The sequence below is a fragment of the Bradyrhizobium sp. CFUWI genome, from assembly GCF_056429085.1.
In genome coordinates, this window is the sequence record NZ_JBWJZE010000008.1 from 190,376 (window position 1) to 208,311 (window position 17,936).

The window sequence follows — 17,936 nt, forward strand, 5'->3', positions numbered from 1 at the left end:
ATTGCCGCCGGGCGGGATCCCGGCGCGGAAGGCGGGTACGCAATTGTCACGGTGCAGCATAATGACTATACCGTCGCAGAGGCCACGGGGGCCGGAATCAGCAAGCAGTTCCCAACCGGTGTCTCTATACTATCCCTGAGGTTTGCACCAACTGCCACCCTGACGCATCGAAATCGAACGAAAGACGAAACGAGGCCGGACCACCCATGACCGCACGCATTTTCAAGCCCGCCAAGAACGCGATGCAATCCGGCCGGTCCAAGACCAAGGAATGGCAGCTCGACTACGAGCCGGAGCAGCCGCGCGCGGTCGAGCCGCTGATGGGCTGGACCTCGTCGGGCGACATGAAGCAGCAGATCACGCTGCGCTTCCACAGCAAGGAGGAGGCGATCGCCTATTGCGAGCGCAAGGGCATCGCCTACCAGGTCATCGAGCCGAAGGAATCGGTACGGCGCCCGGTTGCCTACGCCGACAATTTCTCGTTCCGCCGCGGCGAGCCCTGGACGCACTGAGGGGGCTGCGCAGGCGCCCCTCGCTGACGCATGAAAGGCCCGTAGGGCCGAAATCCCTGCTCGCGATGACGCGGGGAGATCGTCAGCTCCGGTAAGTAGCCTGGTCGCGGGCTGACGGCCGAGCATGCGGCCGGTCTCATTCTCGAGAGAATAGCACCCCGACAGCCGATACCTGGTGCCGACCCGAGGGATCTCTTGCGATTTAAAGACCGATTGGTCTATATATGAGCAATGAGGTCCCGAACCCCAGCGCAATTGCCCCGTGGCCGGCCACGAAGTTTCGACGTGGAAGCCGCTGTGGAACGCGCGATGGGCGTGTTCTGGTCGCGCGGCTATCACGCGACGGCGCTTCCGGATCTTCTTCGTGCGACGAAGCTGTCGCGTGGCAGCCTCTACGCCGCTTTCGGTGACAAGCACTCGCTCTTCCTGCGTGCGCTTGATCGCTACATCGCCGATGCCCTGACACGAATGGATATCGAGTTCGATCCCCACAACGAGCCGGTCGATGGCCTGCGGGCCTACCTTGCCGGCTATGTTGACCGCACGAGCGGTGCCAATGGCCGGCGCGGATGCCTGCTCGTGGCCACGGCCATGGAACTGGCCGGCCAGGATGCTGAAGTTGGTCGTCGCGTCGCGGGCTTTTTCAAAGCCATGGAGGCCAGGGTGGCGGATGCACTTTCCCGTGCGAAGGCGGCGGGCAAGTTGACTGATGGTGTCGAGCCTTCAAGTGCGGCCCGAATCCTCGTCTGTTTCGTCGAGGGGCTGCGCGTGGTCGGCAAGACGGCGCCGGCACGGATCACGTCGCAAGCCACCGTCGAGGCTCTTCTCGATCGCTTCATCAAATGAATGATCCATGGCGTGGCTCCGTTACTGGCATGCCAATATCTGGACTGATCGGTCTTTAAAGGAGAAGTGCCATGTCTGCCATCCAGATCATCTGCGCGGTGGCCGTTCCCTTGCTCTGGGGTTACCAGTTCGTGGCGATCAAGGCGGGCGTCACGGAGTTTCCGCCGCTATTCTTCCTCGCACTGCGCTTCCTGGCCATCGCGCTGTTGCTTGTCCCATTCGTCAAGAGGCCCACACGTGCGCAGGTCGTCCCGGTCGCAGCCATTTCGATCTTCCTTGGCGGCCTGAACTTCGGGCTGTTCTATGTTGGCCTTGGGCTCGGCTCGGGAAGCATGTCGGCCGTCGCATATCAACTCGCCACGCCCTTCACGGTCCTGCTGGCCTGGCCGCTGCTCGCGGAGAGGCCGTCCGTCACCACGTCCGCCGGAGTGGTCCTTGCATGTTTCGGCGTGGTCGTGTTGGCCGCGGAGCCCGGCCCATCGGCAAACATCCTTCCGCTCCTGCTTGTGATTGGGGCGGCCTTCGCATTCGCGGTGTCAAACGTCTTGACGAAGCGCTACGGCCCTTTTGATCCGTTGATGTTGATGGGGTGGTCGTCACTGCTCACGGTGCCGCAGGTCATGTTGATGTCGCTGCTCATTGAACATGGTCAAATGGCAAGCCTTGTCACGGCGGATAGACGCGGTTGGCTGGCACTCGCCTACACGATTTTCATCGGAGGAATTGTCGGGTTCGGCCTTTGGTTCTGGCTGATCGCCCGTTGCTCCATGAACCGTGTCGCCCCCTTCGGTCTGCTGCTTCCGGTGTTCGCCTTGATTTCGAGCGTGTTGTTCCTTGGCGACCGCATGACCCCAAGGTTGATCGTCGGCGGACTGCTCGCAATCTCCGGAGTCGCCATGACACAAGTCAGGCCGAGCGCTCGACCAACTTGAATCCCAGTCCTGTTTCAGCTGTGACATCGGCCGCGCAACATAATTGGCCAGGATTCCTTTTCCGGCCCTTGGCATCGATTCCGCCGCGTGCTTCGCTGGCCGGCATGACGGGAGCGTGCGAGGTGGGGTATGGCCGGGCGTGACCAGCTCGACAGCGTCGATCTGAGGATACTCTCCGAGCTGCAACAGGACGGGCGGGTTCGCAACAACGAGCTGGCGCTGCGCGTCGGGGTGTCCGCGCCGAACTGCCTGCGACGGTTGAAATCGCTGTTCAGCCGCGGAGTGATCAGGGCGGTGCGGGCCGTCCTCGACGAGCGGCGGATCGGCTATGAGGTGGTCTCGTTCGTCTCGATCCAGCTCGGCAGCCAGGCGCAGCCGGTGCTGGAGGCGTTCGAGAGCTCTATCGCCGCGATCCCGCGCATCCAGCAGTGCTGGCGGATTTCCGGCGACACCGACTATCTCCTGAAATGCGTGGCACCGAGCGTCGAGAGCATGCGCCAGCAGCTGCTGCATTTCGCGGCCATGCCCGACGTGAAGAACGTCCGCAGCTTCCCGGTGCTGGGTGTTGCCAAGGACGTGCCGCTGCCGCTGCAGGACGTCGCGGCAGCGTCCTCTTAGCGATACCGTCCTCGAAACTCGCGGGGGCTCGCACCGGTCCAGGTGCGGAAGGCGCGGGAAAAGCTCTTCTCGTTGCGGAAGCCGGCGATCTCCGCGATCCGCTTGATCGGCGTGCGGCCCCGCATCAGCTCCTGCTTTGCCAGTTCGAATTTCGCCTCTTCCTTGAGGTCGCGCAGGGAGGTGGCCTCCTCGCGCAGGCGGCGATGCATGGTGCGGGTGGACAGCGCAAGCTCGCTTGCGACATCCTCGGCGCCGAGACTGCGTCCGCGCGCATTGCGCAGCACGCGGCGGACACGCTCGACCAACAACCGGTCGCGCCGATAGGGGAGCACGGTCAGCCTGAGCGCGCCCTTGAGCATGTTGTCGAGATCGGCGGCGCTGCGCGTGAGCGGCAGCGAGAGATAATGCTTGTCGAAGACGATGCGGGCGCGATCGGCATCGAAGCGGATGTTCCGGCAAAAGATGGTCGGATAGACCGAGACATGGCCGGGCTCGGTGTGCGGGAATTCGGCCGCGCGGAGCGCGATCCTGGAATCGACGGCCCAGCAGGAGAAGCCGAGCACGTAGCGGAGCAGCGTGACCAGGCAGAATTCGCGCAAAGCGCCGAGATCGCGCAGCTCCCGGATCGAGACCTCCGCGGTCTCCTCGCCGACCTCGAGATCGAGCAGCACGTCCTCGGTGAGCAGGCGGTGATGCCGGCACCAGCGCTTGAGCGCGACCTCCAGCGTCGGCGCCGTGATCGAGGCGCGGCACAGCATGCCGTAGGTGCCGAAGGGCAGCCGCCGCGAGAACCAGCCGAGCGCCTCGTCGTCGAGCTCGCGCATGGCATGGCCCGCCAGGGCCTCGAACTGGGCGGCCGTGATCCGCCCGTCCGGAGAATTGACAAGGTCTGGCGCGACCTGACTCCGGCTTAGCGCCTCCGCCGGATCGCGGCCGTATCTGGCATAAGCGGCAACCACGCCACGGACGAAGGCGGCCGGAGTGACGGCGCGGCGCGGAACCGCAGTTGCGGCTTGAAAGGGCATGAGGAAAATCCTCGCCAAGTTTGGCGGAAAATGCAACCTTTTCGACCGCAAGAGGGCCCTGACCCCGCTAGGTTCGGTGCCCAAAACACGGAGGAATCGCCTTGAACATCCCGAGCATCGATTTCGACCTGGGCGAAGACATCAGCCTGCTGCGCGACACGCTGCGCGCCTTCGTGGAGGCGGAGATCACCCCCCGCGCCGCCGAGATCGAGAAGGCCAATCTGTTTCCGGCGGACCTCTGGAAGCGCCTCGGCGACCTCGGCCTGCTCGGCATGACCGCGCCGGAGCAATATGGCGGCTCCAACATGGGCTATCTCGCCCACATCGTGGCGATGGAAGAGATTTCGCGCGGCTCGGCCGCCGTCGGGCTGTCCTATGGCGCCCATTCCAACCTCTGCGTCAACCAGATCCGCCGCAACGGCAACGACGCGCAGCGCCAGCGCTATCTGCCGAAGCTGATCTCCGGCGAATATGTCGGCGCGCTCGCGATGTCCGAGCCGGGCGCCGGCTCCGACGTGGTCTCGATGAAGCTGCGCGCCGACAAGCGCGGCGACCGCTACGTGCTCAACGGCTCGAAAATGTGGATCACCAATGGTGGTGATGCCGACGTTTTGGTGGTCTACGCCAAGACAGATCCCGAGGCCGGCCCGCGCGGCATGACGGCTTTCCTGATCGAGAAGGGCTTCAAAGGCTTCAGCCACGGCCAGCATCTCGACAAGCTCGGCATGCGCGGCTCCAACACCTATCCCTTGTTCTTCGACGAATGCGAGGTGCCGGAGGAGAACGTGATGGGCAAGGTCGGCGAGGGCGTCAAGGTGCTGATGTCCGGCCTCGACTATGAGCGCGCGGTGCTGTCGGGCGGCCCGCTCGGCATCATGGCAGCCTGCATGGACGCTGTCGTGCCCTACATGCACGAGCGCAAGCAGTTCGGTCAGCCGATCGGCGATTTCCAGCTGATGCAGGGCAAGCTCGCCGACATGTATGCGACCTGGCAAGCCACGCGCGCCTATGTCTATGCCGTGGGGCGCGCTTGCGACCGAGGCGATCACGCGCGCAGCTTGCGCAAGGACGCGGCTGCCGCGATCCTCTATTCGGCGGAGAAAGCGACGTGGATGGCCGGCGAGGCGATCCAGGCGCTCGGCGGCGTCGGCTACACCAGCGAGTTCCCCGTGGGGCGTCTCTGGCGTGACGCGAAACTCTACGAGATCGGCGCGGGGACGTCCGAAGTCCGCCGCATGCTGATCGGCCGCGAGCTGATGGCCGAGACGGCCTAAAACCTTCACCCAATTGGAATCAAAATGCCGCTTCATTCCAGCATCGATCCGTCTTCGTCAGATTTTGCACGCAATGCCGAGTCCATGCGCGCCCTCGTTGCCGACTTGCGTGAAAAGCTCAGCCAGGTCGCCGGGGGCGGCGGCGAGGTCTCGCGCAACCGCCACACCGCGCGCGGCAAGATGCTGGCGCGCGAGCGCGTCGACCTGCTGGTCGATCCCGGCACCTCGTTCCTGGAGCTGTCGCCGCTCGCGGCCTACGGTCTCTACGGCGGGGATGTGCATTCGGCGAGCGTCGTCACGGGGGTGGGGCGCATCTCGGGCCGCGAATGCGTGATCGTCGCCAACGATGCCACCATCAAGGGCGGCACCTATTACCCGATGACCGTGAAGAAGCATCTGCGCGCGCAGGACATCGCGCGGCAGAACAATCTTCCCTGCGTCTACATGGTCGATTCCGGCGGCGCGTTCCTGCCGCTCCAGGACGAGATCTTCCCGGACGAGCGGCATTTCGGGCGCATCTTCTACAACCAGGCGCAAATGTCCTCGCAGGGAATCCCGCAGATTGCGATCGTGATGGGGTCCTGCACCGCCGGCGGCGCCTATGTTCCAGCGATGTCGGACGAGAGCATCATCGTGCGCAATCAAGGCACCATCTTCCTCGGCGGCCCGCCGCTGGTGAAGGCTGCGACCGGCGAGGTGGTCAGCGCCGAGGAGCTCGGCGGCGCCGACGTGCATTCGCGCCAGTCGGGCGTCACCGACCACTATGCTCAGAACGATGCCCATGCGATCGGGATCGCGCGCCGCATCGTCGGCACGCTGAAACCGCCGGTGCGGCCGAACCTCAACATGCACAAGCCGCGCGATCCGCTGTTCCCCGCGGAGGAGATTTACGGCGTGGTGCCCGTCGACGGCCGCAAGCCGTTCGACGTGCGCGACATCATCGCGCGTGTGGTTGATGGTTCCGAGTTCGACGAATTCAAGAAGCTCTACGGCACGACGCTGGTGTGCGGCTTCGCCCATATCTGGGGCTATCCGGTCGGCATCATCGCCAACAACGGGATTCTCTTCAGCGAGAGCTCGCTGAAGGGGGCGCATTTCATCGAGCTGTGCTGCCAGCGCGGGATTCCGCTGGTGTTTTTGCAGAACATCACCGGCTTCATGGTGGGCAAGAAATACGAGGCCGGCGGCATCGCGCGCGACGGCGCCAAGCTGGTGACGGCGGTGGCGACCGCCTCGGTGCCGAAATTCACCGTGGTGATCGGCGGTTCGTACGGCGCCGGCAATTACGGCATGTGCGGCCGCGCCTACTCGCCGCGTTTCCTCTGGATGTGGCCGAACGCGCGCATCTCGGTGATGGGCGGGGAGCAGGCCTCGATGGTGCTGAGCCAGGTCCGCCGCGACAACATCGAGGCCAAGGGCGACAGCTGGTCGAAGGAAGAAGAAGACAAATTCCGCGAGCCCATCCGCGCGCAATATGAGAGCCAGGGGCACCCCTATTACGCGACCGCGCGCCTGTGGGACGATGGCGTGATCGACCCGGCCGACACCCGCCTCGTGCTCGGGCTCGGCCTCTCGGCGGCGTCGAATGCGCCGATCGAGCCGACGAAATTCGGCCTGTTCAGGATGTGATGCGATGGACCGCTCAAAGCTCTACCGGCGTTTTCGCACGCTCCTGATTGCGAACCGCGGCGAGATCGCCTGCCGCGTCATCCGCACTGCACGTGCTATGGGCCTGCGCACCGTCGCGGTCTATTCCGAGGCCGACCGCGAGGCGATGCATGTCGCGCTCGCGGATGAAGCCGTGCTGCTCGGGCCCGCGCGCGCCCGCGACAGCTATCTCAATGTCGAGCGGCTGATCGAAGCCGCGCGCAAGACCGGCGCCGAGGCCGTGCACCCCGGCTACGGCTTCCTGTCCGAGAATGCCGAGTTCGCGCAGGCCTGCTTCGACGCAGGGCTGGTCTTCGTCGGCCCGACCGCCGAGATGATGAATGCGATGGGCTCGAAATCAGGCTCGAAAGCGCTGATGGAAAAGGCCGGCGTGCCGCTGGTGCCCGGCTATCACGGCGAAGCCCAGGACGAGGCGACGCTTGCGAAGGCCGCGGACAAGATCGGCTTCCCCATTCTGGTGAAGGCGTCCGCCGGCGGCGGTGGCCGCGGCATGCGGATCGTGCGTTCGGCTGGCGAGCTTGCGCCTGCGATCGTCAGCGCCAAGCGCGAGGCCAAGGCCGCGTTCGGTGACGATCTCATGCTGATCGAAAAATATGTCGACAATCCCCGGCATATCGAAGTGCAGGTGATCGGCGACAGTCACGGCAATCTGTTGTCGTTGTTCGAGCGCGAATGCACGCTGCAGCGCCGGCACCAGAAGGTAATCGAGGAGGCGCCGTCGCCGACCCTCAATGCCGCCCAGCGCGAGACCGTCTGCGCCGCCGCGCGAAAAGCGGCCGGCGCGGTGAACTATGTCGGCGCCGGCACCATCGAATTCGTGTCCGACGGCAAGGACGTGTTCTTTATCGAGATGAACACGCGCCTGCAGGTCGAGCATCCCGTGACCGAGCTGATCACCGGGATCGATCTCGTCGAGTGGCAGCTCCGCGTCGCCTTCGGCGAGGCGCTGCCGCTCAAGCAGGACGAGATCAGGCTCAACGGCCACGCCGTCGAGGCGCGCGTCTATGCGGAGAACCCAACCAGGAATTTCATGCCGTCGGTCGGCAGGATCTCGACCTGGCGGTTGCCAGCGGAAGCCGGAGGCTTGCGAATCGACGCCGGCTATCGCGAAGGTGATGCGGTCTCGCCGTATTACGACGCCATGCTCGCCAAAATGATCGCATGGGCGCCGACGCGGGATGTCGCGGTCGAGCGGCTCAATCGGGGACTGGAAGAGTCCGACGTCCGCGGCATCGTGACGAACATCCCGTTCCTGTCGGCGCTGATGACGCATCCGAAGGTACGGACCAATGCGATCGACACCGGCTTCATCGAGCGCGAGCTGGCGGTTCTGACACAGGCTGCGCCGGCACCCGGCGAGCTCGAGCTTTGCGCCGCGGTGGCTGCGATCCTCAATGACGAGCGACAGGCCGCAGGTGCGCAGGCGAGTTCGCCCTGGCAGACCTTCGGCTGGCAGCCGGTCGGCCGCCGCCAGCGCTGCTTTGCCTTCCGTGTCGGGCACGGGCCGGAGCAGAGGATCACGCTGAATTACGGGAGTGGCCCCTCGACGCTCATGATCGGCGAGTGCGAGCTGGCGTTCACGACCACGGCGAAGGAAGGCGGCTTCGACTTGACGCTCGACGGCGTCAAATCGTCCGTCGCGGCCGTGATCGACGGCCATGAGCTTTACTTGCGCACGCGTAACGGCCGGTTCGACCTCCACTGGGTCGATCCGTTCGGCGGCGAGAGCGAGGAGCAGGCCGGCGAGGACAAGATCGCGGCGCCGCTGCCGGGCACGGTCGTCGCCGTGCTCGCCGAGGAGGGGGCGAAGCTCGAGAAGGGCGCGCCGATCCTCACCCTCGAGGTCATGAAGATGGAGCAGACGCTGCGCGCCCCCTTTGCCGGCGTGCTGAAGGCGATCAGGTGCAAGGTCGGCGACATCGTCCAGGAGGGCGTCGAGCTCGCCGTGGTCGAGCCTTCCGGAGAGTGACATGAGCGATCCCGTCCGCATCATCGAAATGGGGCCGCGCGACGGGCTCCAGAACGAGAAGACGCCCGTCAGCGTCGAGGCCCGCATTGCTTTCATCGAGGCGCTGGTCGCGGCCGGCCTCGATACGGTCGAAGTCGGCGCCTTCGTCTCGCCCAAGGCGATCCCGCAGATGGCAAGCTCGGACGCCGTGCTGCGCGGCGTTGCCCACCTGACCGGCGCTGAATTCCACGTGCTGGTCCCGAACGAGAAGGGCTATGACGCCGCGCGTGCCGCCGGCGCCAAGGTCGTCTCGGTGTTTGCGGCAGCCTCGGAGGGCTTTTCGCGCGCCAACATCAATTGCACGGTCGCGGAGTCCATCGAGCGCTTCAAGCCGGTGCTGGCGCGCGCCAAGGCCGATGGCGTGAAGGTGCGCGGCTATATTTCCTGCGTGCTCGGCTGCCCCTTCGACGGCGAGATCAAGCCGAAGGCGGTCGCCGATCTCGCCAGGACGCTGTTCGAGCTCGGCTGCTACGAGATCTCGCTCGGCGACACCATCGGGGTCGGCACGCCAACCCGGGCCAAGGAGATGCTACGCGCGGTGGCCGCCAATATTCCCGCTGCAAGGCTCGCGATGCATTTCCACGACACCTACGGCCAGGCGCTCGCCAATCTCTATGCCGGGTTGGAGGAGGGCGTGCACGTCATCGACGCCGCCGCCGGCGGTCTCGGCGGCTGCCCCTATGCGCCGGGCGCGACCGGAAACGTCGCGACCGAGGACGTCGTCTACATGCTCGAGGGCATGGGGATCAGGACCGGCGTCGATATGGACAAGCTGCTCGCAGCCACCAACGCGATGAGCGGCGTGCTGGACAAGCCGCCCGTGAGCCGCGTAGCGTCCGCGCTGAACGCGAAGAGGAAGCGGGCAGCTTCGTAGTTCTCCGTCATTGCGAGCGCAGCGAAGCAATCCAGGATCCCTCCGCGGAAATACTCTGGATTGCTTCGTCGCAAGTGCTCCTCGCAATGACGGCTGAGAGAGCTATCGTCGCTCTTGTAGGGTGGGCAAAGGCGCGTAGCGCCGTGCCCACCATCTCTCCATGATCGAGCCAGATGGTGGGCACGCTTTCGCTTTGCCCACCCTACGAGATCTGCGCTCAGGCCGCCTTGAGCCCGACATCCGGCAGGCGCGGCCGGTTCTTGAGCGCCTTGGCCATCATGGCCTCGACCTCGGCCTTCTCATGCGGCAGCAGCGCGAGGCGCGGCGGGCGCGTCAACGCGGTGCCGCGGCCCATGATGTGCTCGCACAACTTGATGCACTGGACGAGGTCCGGCCGGGCGTCGAGATGCAAGAGCGGCATGAACCATTCGTAGAGCGGCATCGCCTCGGCGAAGCGGCCGGCCTTGGCGAGCCGGAACAGCGTCTCGCCTTCGCGCGGGAAGGCGTTCGACATGCCCGAGACCCAGCCCACGGCGCCCATGGCGACGCTCTCGACGATGACGTCGTCGAGGCCCGCGAACAGCACGAAGCGGTCACCGACCATATTGCGGGTGTCGATGAAGCGCCGCGTGTCGCCGGAGGAGTCCTTGAAGCAGACCACGGTCTCGACATCGGCGAGCGAGGCCAGGATGTCCGGGGTGACGTCGTTCTTGTAGATCGGCGGATTGTTGTAGAGCATGACCGGCAGGTCGGTGGCGCTGGCGACGGCGCGGAAATGCGCGGCGGTCTCATGCGGCTTGGAGGAATAGACCAGCGCCGGCATCACCATCACGCCGTCGATGCCGATGCGTGCGGCTTCTTTCGCGGTCTCGACCGCAAAGGCCGTGGTGAATTCGGCGATGCCGCACAGCACCGGCACCCGGCCATTCGCGACCGACTTCGCCGCTTCCATGATCGCGATCTTTTCCTTGCGCTCGAGCGAGGTGTTCTCGCCGACCGAACCGCAGACGATCAGGCCGGAGACGCCGTCGCGGATCAGCCCGTCCATGACCTTGGCGGTCGCGTCGATATTGAGCGAGAGATCGTCGTTGAACTGCGTGGTGACGGCCGGGAAGACGCCTTCCCAGGAGATGCGTGGGCTCATTGCTTGGCTCCGATTGGAATTGTGCCGGCGGATCGTTCGATCCGCCGGGCATTAACGTGAGGACGATGGGTGGGGATCAGAGCGTCGCGCCGACCTTGCGCAGCTCGGCGAGGACGGGGGCTTTCGGCAACCAGATCTTGTCGAACTCGGCGATGACGGCCTCGGTGTCCTTGGCGTCGACCTGGCGGATCGGGATCGGCGCGTTCTTGAAGTTCTGGATCAGCGCGGGCTCGTTGCCGGCGAGCTCGTCGATCTGCGCGTCCAGCGTCGTCTTGATCGTCTTGGTGATCAGCTCGCGATCGGCCGCGGGAAGCGACTGCCAGACCCGCCCGGAGACGACCGCCGCCATCGGCATGAAGACGGCGTTCATCTGCAGGATGACCTTGGACACCTTGTCGAAGCGCTGATTCCACGAGAATTCGAGATCGGCCTCGAGGCCGTCGACCTGGCCGTTGGCCATGGCATCGAACACCTGCGGCGTCGGGATCGGCGTCGGGGCGGCGCCCAGCGAAGAATAGAAATCGCGATAGACCGGCGTCGGGTTGATGCGCAGCTTCATGCCCTTGATGTCGGCGAGCGCGTGCAGGTCCTTGGACGAGAACACGGCACGCATGCCGGTGATGCCCCAGCCGAGCCCGATCGTTCCTGTTTCCTGCGGCAGCACGTCGAACAGCTTCACCGCCGCCGGATGCCGCACGAACTTTGCGACCGAAGGCGTCGAGCGAACAATGTAGGGCGCGTTGATCGCGGCGATGTGCGGCACGCGCGAGCCGAGCTCGGCGGCCTGGATGAACCCCATGTCGAGCGCGCCGGACTGCAATTGCTGCATCATCGCGGTCTCGTTGCCGAGCTGGCCGGAGTGGAACACGGTCAATGTCAGGCGGCCGTTGGTCGCGGACTTGAGATCCTCGCCGAATTTGAGCGCGGCCTTGTTCCAGGAATGGCCGTTGGGCGTGATCAGGCCGAGGCGGAATTCCTTGGCCTGGGCGAGCGCCAGCGATGGGGCAAACACCGAGGCGGCGGCACTGGCGGCGAGAAAGCGGCGGCGTGAAAGCGACATGGTCGGGCTCCTATTGGATGGCCTATTTGACGAGGATCAGCGAGAGCGAGGGATAGAGCGAGAGCAGCACCAGGAGGACGCAGGAGATGACGAAGAAGGGCAGCGTCACCATGAACATCTTGCCGGGCTTGGCGCCGGTGACGGCGGCCGCGACGAAGAAGCAGAGCCCGACCGGCGGCGACAGCAGGCCGAGCACCAGGTTGATCACCACCACGACGCCGAACTGCCGGGGGTCGATGTGATAGATTTCGGTTGCCACGGGCAGCAGGATCGGCACGGTCATGATCAGGCCGGGAATGCCGTCGATCACCGTGCCGATCACCAGCAGGATCACGTTGCAGATCAGCATGAAGCTGACCGGGTCTTTGGCCACAGTCTGGATCCAGGCGGCGGTCTCCTGCGGCACCTTGCCGAAGATCAGGACCCAGGAGAACACGGCGGCGGCCGCCACCAGGAACAGCACGATCGCCGAATAGATGGCGCTGCGCAGCATCATCTGCGGCAGCTGGGAGAACTGGAACTCCCTGGTCCAGAACTTTCCAACCAGTGCCGCGGCAACCGCGCCGACGGCCGCGGATTCTGTCGCGTTGGCGAGGCCGCCGAGAATGGTGCCGACGATGACGATCGGGATCAGCAGCGTCGGCGAGGTCCGCAGGATCGTCATGACGCGCTGGCGCGGCGTCTGGTAGTCCGCGCGGGGATAGTTGTAGACGTACCCCATCAGCGCGATGACGAGGCAGAACATCACGGTGAGAATGACGCCCGGCACGATGCCGGCGATCAGCATGTCGCTGACCGAGACCTGCGCGAGCACGCTGTAGACCACGAACATCACCGACGGCGGGATGATCGGGCCGAGCATGCCGCCATAGGCGGTCAGCCCCGCTGCGAAGGTCTTGTCGTAGCCCTTCTTCTCCATCTCGGGGACCATGATCTGGGCCATGATCGCCACCTGCGCGGTGGCGGAACCCAGGATGGAGGAGATGAACATGTTGGCGAGGATGTTGACGTAGGCGAGCCCACCCTTGAGCGAGCCGACGAAGGCCATCGCCATGTCGACGATGCGCCGCGTGATGCCGCCGCCGTTCATGATCTCGCCGATCAAAATGAAGAGCGGGATGGCGATCAGGCCGTAGCTGTCGACGCCGCCGAACAGCTGCAGCGGATAGGATTGGAACAGCACGGGATTGCCGGATGCCGCGATGTAAACGAGGCCGGCAAGGCACAGGCACAGGCCGATCGGGACGCCAACCAGCATGAACGCCATGAAGGCCGCTGACGTGATCATCAGTTGACCCCGTCCAGCTCGGAGAGCTGGAAGCCCGTCAGCGGCGTGCGCGGGACCAGCTCGAGGTCTTCCAATAAATTGGCGAGACCGTGAATGGTCATCGACACCGCGAAGATCGGCAGCGTCAGATAGAGCACCCAGGTTGGCCAGTTCAGCGTCTGGGTGCGCTCGGTGTAGAGGAAGTTGAAGGTCTCGGCGGCGAGCTTGCGCCCGTCGAAGCCGGCGCGGGCAAGGCCGACCGGGTCCATCCAGAGCACGCAGGTGACGATCAGGGCGACACCGAACACGACCACGAGGCCGGTCGAGATCACCTTGGCGATCTTCTGGTGCCGCGGTGACAGACGCTCCGTCAGCATCGCGACCGCGAAGTCGAGCCGCAGCCGCGTCATCGCGGACGCCCCGATGAAGGTCAGCCAGACCACGCAATAGACCGCAGATTCATCGATCCAGTAGATCGGGAAATGCGAGTAACGGGTGACCACGTTCACCAGGATCAGTCCGGTGAGCAGGTACATCAGGCCCATCAGCGCGAGGCGCTCGACCGCGAGCAGGCCGCCCGACAGCCGGACGATCGTACGCCGGAGGCTGAGCGCGCGCGTGGCCGGCACGGTCTGCTCGATCATGAAAGAGGCCCCAAATCCCGAAGAATTGTCGTGCGATTGCCAAATGTATAATTTATACATTTTGGGAGTCAAACGAAGTTTGCGGTCATTTCTGCGGCAGGGCGCGCTTTTGCTGGGCACCTCCTTTGTGGAGCGCCTGGCTTTTGCCGGGCCCCCCGACATGCAAGACAGGGACCGCGGCGGCCGAACGAGTCGAAAAAGGGACAACAGAAGGTCAGATGAAACAGCCTCTGAAGCATCGCACCCTGTCGGCCGCGATCGTCGATCAGCTCCGGCAGGCGATCCTCGACGGCACCTATCCGGCCGGATCGCAACTGCGCCAGGATGCGCTCGGGGATGCTTACGGCGTCAGCCGCATTCCGGTGCGTGAGGCACTGTTCCAGCTCGAGGCGGAAGGCCTGGTGCGGATCGTGCCGCAGAAGGGCGCCATCGTCTCCGAGCTGTCGCTGGACGAGATCAACGACGTCTTCGACCTGCGCCGCATCCTGGAGCCGCGATTGCTGGCGCAGTCGGCGCCGCGCTTCAGCGCGCAGGATTTCGAGGGGCTCGACGACATCCACAAGAGCTTCGAGAAGGCGATCAAGGCGAAGAATGTCAGCGAATGGGGCCAGCTCAACGCCGACTTCCACATGGCGCTCTACGTGCACGCGCCGCAGCCCCGCACGCGCGCGATCGTGCTGTCACTGCTCCAGACCAGCGACCGCTATACTCGCCTCCAGCTCTCCAACACCAAGGCGATGGGGACAGCGGAAAAGGAGCACGCCCATCTGATCGCGCTCTGCCGCGCGCAGAAGGTGGAGGAGGCCTGCCACTTCCTGGAGCGGCACATCGAGGCCGTGCGCAAGGATCTGTTGCAGGTGGTGGCGAACGCGCCGAAGTCGCGACGGAAGGAGAAATCGTAGGGTGGGCAAAGGCGCATTTGCGCCGTGCCCACCAAACGGTGAACGTCTGCGACAGATGGTGGGCACGCTTCGCTTTGCCCACCCTACGATAGCTTGCCTACCTGCTCCCGTCCGGTCCCATCACGAGGTCCGGCAGCCAGGTCGAGATCCCCGGCACGAGGCACAGCAGCAGCACTGCGAGCATCATCAAGAGCACGAAGGGCAGGGTGCCCCAGATCACCTCGCGGAGCGGGATGTCCGGCGCGACGTTGCGGATGACGAAGATGTTGAGGCCGACCGGCGGATGGATCAGCCCCATCTCCATCACGATGGTCATGACCACGCCGAACCAGATGATGTCGAAGTTGGCGGCGCGGAGCGGCGGCAGGATGATCGGCGCGGTCATCAGGATGATCGAGACCGGCGGCAGGAAGAAGCCGAGCACGACCACCATGACGAGGATCGCGAACAGCAGCTCCCAGCGCGGCAGGTGCATCGCGACGATGGATTCGGCGACCGATTGCGAGATGTGCAGATAGCTCATCACGTAGGAATAGAGCAGCGACATGCCGATGATCATCATCAGCATTGTCGATTCCCGGATCGTCGATTTCATGATCGGTGCGAGATCGCTCGGCCGCCACACGCTGTAGATCGCCGCGATCAGCGCCAGTGCCAGCAGGCCGCCGAGCCCCGCGGTTTCCGACGGCGTGGCGTAGCCGCCATAGAGCGCGATCATGACGCCGGTGAGCAGCAGCACGAAGGGGATCACGCGCGGCAGCACGCTGAAGCGCTCGGCGAGCGTGTACTCGTCACGCTGCAGGATCGGAGCCTCTGGTCCGCCGTTCTTGTAGGCTGCTTCGGCCGCGGCATATTCCTGGCGGAAGCGGATCACGGCGTAGGCGCCGAACAGCGTGACCAGCAGGAGGCCAGGCCCGATGCCGGCCAGGAACAGCCGCCCCAGCGACTTCTCGGCCGCGACCGCGAACAGGATCATGGTGATCGAGGGCGGCAACAGGATGCCGAGCGTGCCGCCGGCGGCGATGATCCCTGCGGCAAAGCCGCCGGAATAGCCGCGCTTGCGCATCTCGGGGATGCCGGCCGAGCCGATCGCCGAGCAGGTCGCTGGGCTCGAGCCCGCCATCGCCGCGAACAGCGCGCAGGCGAACACGTTGGCGACGCCAAGGCCGCCGGGGACCCGGTGCAGCCAGGCGTGCAGCGCCGAATAGAGGTCCTGGCCGGCGCGCGATTTTCCGATCGCCGCGCCCTTCAGGATGAAGAGCGGGATCGACAGCAGCGTGATCGAGGCCATTTCCTCGTAAACGTTCTGCGTCACCGTATCGAGCGAGGCCGAGGGCATGTAGATGCCCATGAACACGACGGCGACCGCGCCGAGCGCGAACGCGATCGGCATCCCCGAGAACATCACCAGCAGCGTCACAATGCCGTAAGCGACGCCGATACCGAAAACGCTCATGGCCGCCTGGCTCCGACGAATGGCAGCGCAAGCTGCACGAGGATCTGGATGCAGAGCAGGCTCATCCCGAGCGCCATCAGCGAATAGGGAATGGCGAGCGGCGGCGACCACATCGAGTTCGAGACCTGGCCGTCGACATAGGCCTCATGGGCGAGTGTCCAGGATTTCCAGGTGAAGAAGGCGCAGAACAGGAACGTGGCGGCGTCGACCAGCCAGAGCCGGATCCGGTTCGCCAGCGGCGAGAGCAGCCCGACGAAGGCCTCGATGCCGATATGGCCGCGGTTCTGCTGCACGTAGGCCGCCGTCATGAAGGTCGCGCCGACCAGCAGGAACACGGCGGCCTCGTCCTGCCAGTAATTGGCGGCCTTGAACAGAGCGCGGCTGAGCACGCTGTAGCTCAGGATGGTGCAGGCCGCGACCAGCGCGATCGACGCGAACACCACGATGATGCTGTTGAGGACGGCGAGACCGCGATCGATCGCTGGCGCAAGGCCGGTCCCTGCGGCAGCGATCGTCTTGTCGTCGCGATCCGGAAGCGGACCGTGACTCATGCCGCGACGTCGGTGGCGAGCTTGAGCAGGTTGGCCGCGGTCGCCGTCTTGGCGCTGTAGTCCTTCCAGGCGGTGTCGCGGGCGATGTCGCGCCACTTGCCGACGGTCGCGGCATCGAGCGCCGAGACCTTGGCGCCCGCCTTCTCGTAGACCTTGGCGACTTCGATGTCGTCGTCCTGCGCGCCCTTGCGGCCGAAGGCTTCGAGCTCGGTGCCGACAGTGAGCAGGATGTCCTGGTGGTTCTTCGGCAGCTTGTCGAAGATGGCCTTCGACATCATCAGCGGCTCGAGCATGAACCAGTAGGAGGTGCCAGCACCCGAGGTCAGGGACTTGGCGACCTCTTCCAGACGGAACGAGATCAGGCTGGTCGAGGAGGTGATGCCGGCGTCGCAGGCGCCGGTCTGCATCGCCGCGTAGATTTCGTTCGAAGGCACCGACAGCACCGAGGCGCCAGCGGTCTGGAGCACCATGTCCATTTCGCGAGAGCCGCCGCGCACCTTCAGGCCCTTGGCGTCTTCCGGCGCGACGATCGGCTTGGAGCGGCTGGCGACGCCGCCGGCCTGCCACACCCAGGTGAGCAGGATGATGCCCTTGTCGGCGAGGAAGTCGGTCAGCGCCTTGCCGACCGGCTCCTTCTTCCAGCGCAGGCCCTGGTCGTAGGTAGTCACGAGGCCCGGCATCAGGCCGATATTGGTCTCCGGCACCTCGCCTCCGGCGTAGGGCATCGGATAGAGGCTGATATCGAGCGCGCCCTTGCGCATCGCCGAGAACTGCGCGTTGGTCTTGATCAGCGAGGAATTCGGGTAGATCTCCGCAGCGATGTCGCCATTGCTGCGCTTGGCCACTTCAGCGGCGAACATGCGGCAGAGCCGGTCGCGGAAATCGCCCTTGTCGATGGTGCCGCCCGGGAACTGGTGCGAGATCTTCAGCGTGGTCGCGGCCTGCGCGGTGCCGGTGCCGAAACGGAGGATGGCGGGAGCGGCGACGGCGGTCGCAATCAGATGGCGGCGCGTGAGCATGGTGTGATCCCCTTGAACGTTTCTTTGAATGATTCTTGGCTGGCGTGATTGGGCGGGTCGTGTGTGACCGGGGCGTAGGCCCATCCTAGCCGGTCTTTCACCCGATATTCTCTCATCTGATAGTTCGAGATGGAAT

General features: G+C 65.0%; 17 protein-coding genes. 9 read left to right on the forward strand and 8 right to left on the reverse strand.

The features are described 5' to 3' along the window. Window positions 1-206: 206 nt before the first annotated feature. The 4 genes from AC066S_RS19445 (at window position 207) to AC066S_RS19460 (ending at window position 2,908) form a co-directional block, all read left to right on the forward strand. Entirely contained in the window at window positions 207-512 is a 306-nt protein-coding gene (locus AC066S_RS19445) for an ETC complex I subunit (RefSeq protein WP_126257761.1), read from the forward strand. A 309-nt stretch (window positions 513-821) separates the two neighbouring features. Beyond that, complete coding sequence (locus tag AC066S_RS19450) at window positions 822-1,358, forward strand: TetR/AcrR family transcriptional regulator (RefSeq protein ID WP_478270435.1); 537 nt, start codon at window positions 822-824, stop codon at window positions 1,356-1,358. Between the two features lie 71 nt (window positions 1,359-1,429). Continuing rightward, window positions 1,430-2,290, forward strand: a complete 861-nt coding sequence (locus AC066S_RS19455; RefSeq protein ID WP_478270366.1) for a DMT family transporter — start codon at window positions 1,430-1,432, stop codon at window positions 2,288-2,290. A gap of 129 nt (window positions 2,291-2,419) precedes the next feature. After that, on the forward strand, window positions 2,420-2,908 hold the full coding sequence (locus tag AC066S_RS19460) for an Lrp/AsnC family transcriptional regulator (protein WP_126257758.1): 489 nt from the start codon (window positions 2,420-2,422) through the stop codon (window positions 2,906-2,908). Here AC066S_RS19460 and AC066S_RS19465 read toward each other — a convergent pair. After that, window positions 2,905-3,933, reverse strand: a complete 1,029-nt coding sequence (locus tag AC066S_RS19465; protein WP_478270367.1) for an AraC family transcriptional regulator — start codon at window positions 3,931-3,933, stop codon at window positions 2,905-2,907. The two genes, AC066S_RS19460 and AC066S_RS19465, sit on opposite strands and share 4 nt — an antisense overlap. Window positions 3,934-4,034: 101 nt before the next feature. Between AC066S_RS19465 and AC066S_RS19470 the strand changes: the two genes are divergently transcribed. Genes AC066S_RS19470 through AC066S_RS19485 form a run of 4 tightly spaced genes read left to right on the forward strand, consistent with a single transcriptional unit; the run spans window position 4,035 to window position 9,757 of the window. Then, window positions 4,035-5,207: an isovaleryl-CoA dehydrogenase gene (locus tag AC066S_RS19470; protein ID WP_167772245.1), complete on the forward strand. Its 1,173-nt coding sequence runs from the start codon at window positions 4,035-4,037 to the stop codon at window positions 5,205-5,207. Between the two features lie 24 nt (window positions 5,208-5,231). Next, window positions 5,232-6,836, forward strand: coding sequence for a carboxyl transferase domain-containing protein (locus AC066S_RS19475; RefSeq protein ID WP_478270368.1), 1,605 nt, complete (start codon window positions 5,232-5,234; stop codon window positions 6,834-6,836). Between the two features lie 4 nt (window positions 6,837-6,840). Beyond that, window positions 6,841-8,844 carry an acetyl/propionyl/methylcrotonyl-CoA carboxylase subunit alpha gene (locus AC066S_RS19480; RefSeq protein ID WP_478270369.1) on the forward strand — a complete coding sequence of 668 codons (2,004 nt, stop codon included), beginning with the start codon at window positions 6,841-6,843 and terminating at the stop codon, window positions 8,842-8,844. A 1-nt stretch (window position 8,845) separates the two neighbouring features. Next, complete coding sequence (locus AC066S_RS19485) at window positions 8,846-9,757, forward strand: hydroxymethylglutaryl-CoA lyase (RefSeq protein ID WP_478270370.1); 912 nt, start codon at window positions 8,846-8,848, stop codon at window positions 9,755-9,757. Between the two features lie 217 nt (window positions 9,758-9,974). Here AC066S_RS19485 and AC066S_RS19490 read toward each other — a convergent pair whose 3' ends face one another. The 4 genes from AC066S_RS19490 to AC066S_RS19505 all read right to left on the reverse strand — a co-directional run bounded on the left by AC066S_RS19490 (window position 9,975) and on the right by AC066S_RS19505 (window position 13,872). After that, a complete protein-coding gene (locus tag AC066S_RS19490) occupies window positions 9,975-10,901 on the reverse strand; it encodes a dihydrodipicolinate synthase family protein (protein ID WP_135165903.1) in 927 nt (308 codons plus the stop codon). Between the two features lie 76 nt (window positions 10,902-10,977). After that, complete coding sequence (locus tag AC066S_RS19495) at window positions 10,978-11,961, reverse strand: TRAP transporter substrate-binding protein (RefSeq protein ID WP_135170696.1); 984 nt, start codon at window positions 11,959-11,961, stop codon at window positions 10,978-10,980. A 22-nt stretch (window positions 11,962-11,983) separates the two neighbouring features. Continuing rightward, entirely contained in the window at window positions 11,984-13,249 is a 1,266-nt protein-coding gene (locus tag AC066S_RS19500) for a TRAP transporter large permease (RefSeq protein WP_126257751.1), read from the reverse strand. Continuing rightward, window positions 13,249-13,872 (reverse strand): TRAP transporter small permease, encoded by a 624-nt coding sequence (locus AC066S_RS19505; RefSeq protein WP_478270371.1) that lies wholly within the window; start codon window positions 13,870-13,872, stop codon window positions 13,249-13,251. The genes AC066S_RS19500 and AC066S_RS19505 overlap by 1 nt, the downstream gene beginning before the upstream one ends. Before the next feature lie 218 nt (window positions 13,873-14,090). Between AC066S_RS19505 and AC066S_RS19510 the strand changes: the two genes are divergently transcribed. Then, window positions 14,091-14,774: a GntR family transcriptional regulator gene (locus AC066S_RS19510; RefSeq protein ID WP_126257749.1), complete on the forward strand. Its 684-nt coding sequence runs from the start codon at window positions 14,091-14,093 to the stop codon at window positions 14,772-14,774. Between the two features lie 97 nt (window positions 14,775-14,871). Here the strand turns inward: AC066S_RS19510 and AC066S_RS19515 are convergent, their stop codons facing one another. From AC066S_RS19515 to AC066S_RS19525, 3 genes are read right to left on the reverse strand one after another with little or no spacing between them, the layout of a single operon-like run. Then, on the reverse strand, window positions 14,872-16,230 hold the full coding sequence (locus tag AC066S_RS19515) for a TRAP transporter large permease (RefSeq protein WP_126257748.1): 1,359 nt from the start codon (window positions 16,228-16,230) through the stop codon (window positions 14,872-14,874). Further along, complete coding sequence (locus AC066S_RS19520; protein ID WP_126257747.1) at window positions 16,227-16,781, reverse strand: TRAP transporter small permease; 555 nt, start codon at window positions 16,779-16,781, stop codon at window positions 16,227-16,229. The genes AC066S_RS19515 and AC066S_RS19520 overlap by 4 nt, the downstream gene beginning before the upstream one ends. Then, window positions 16,778-17,800, reverse strand: a complete 1,023-nt coding sequence (locus tag AC066S_RS19525) for a TRAP transporter substrate-binding protein (protein ID WP_126257746.1) — start codon at window positions 17,798-17,800, stop codon at window positions 16,778-16,780. Before AC066S_RS19525 ends, AC066S_RS19520 begins: the two co-directional genes overlap by 4 nt. Window positions 17,801-17,936 lie beyond the last annotated feature (136 nt).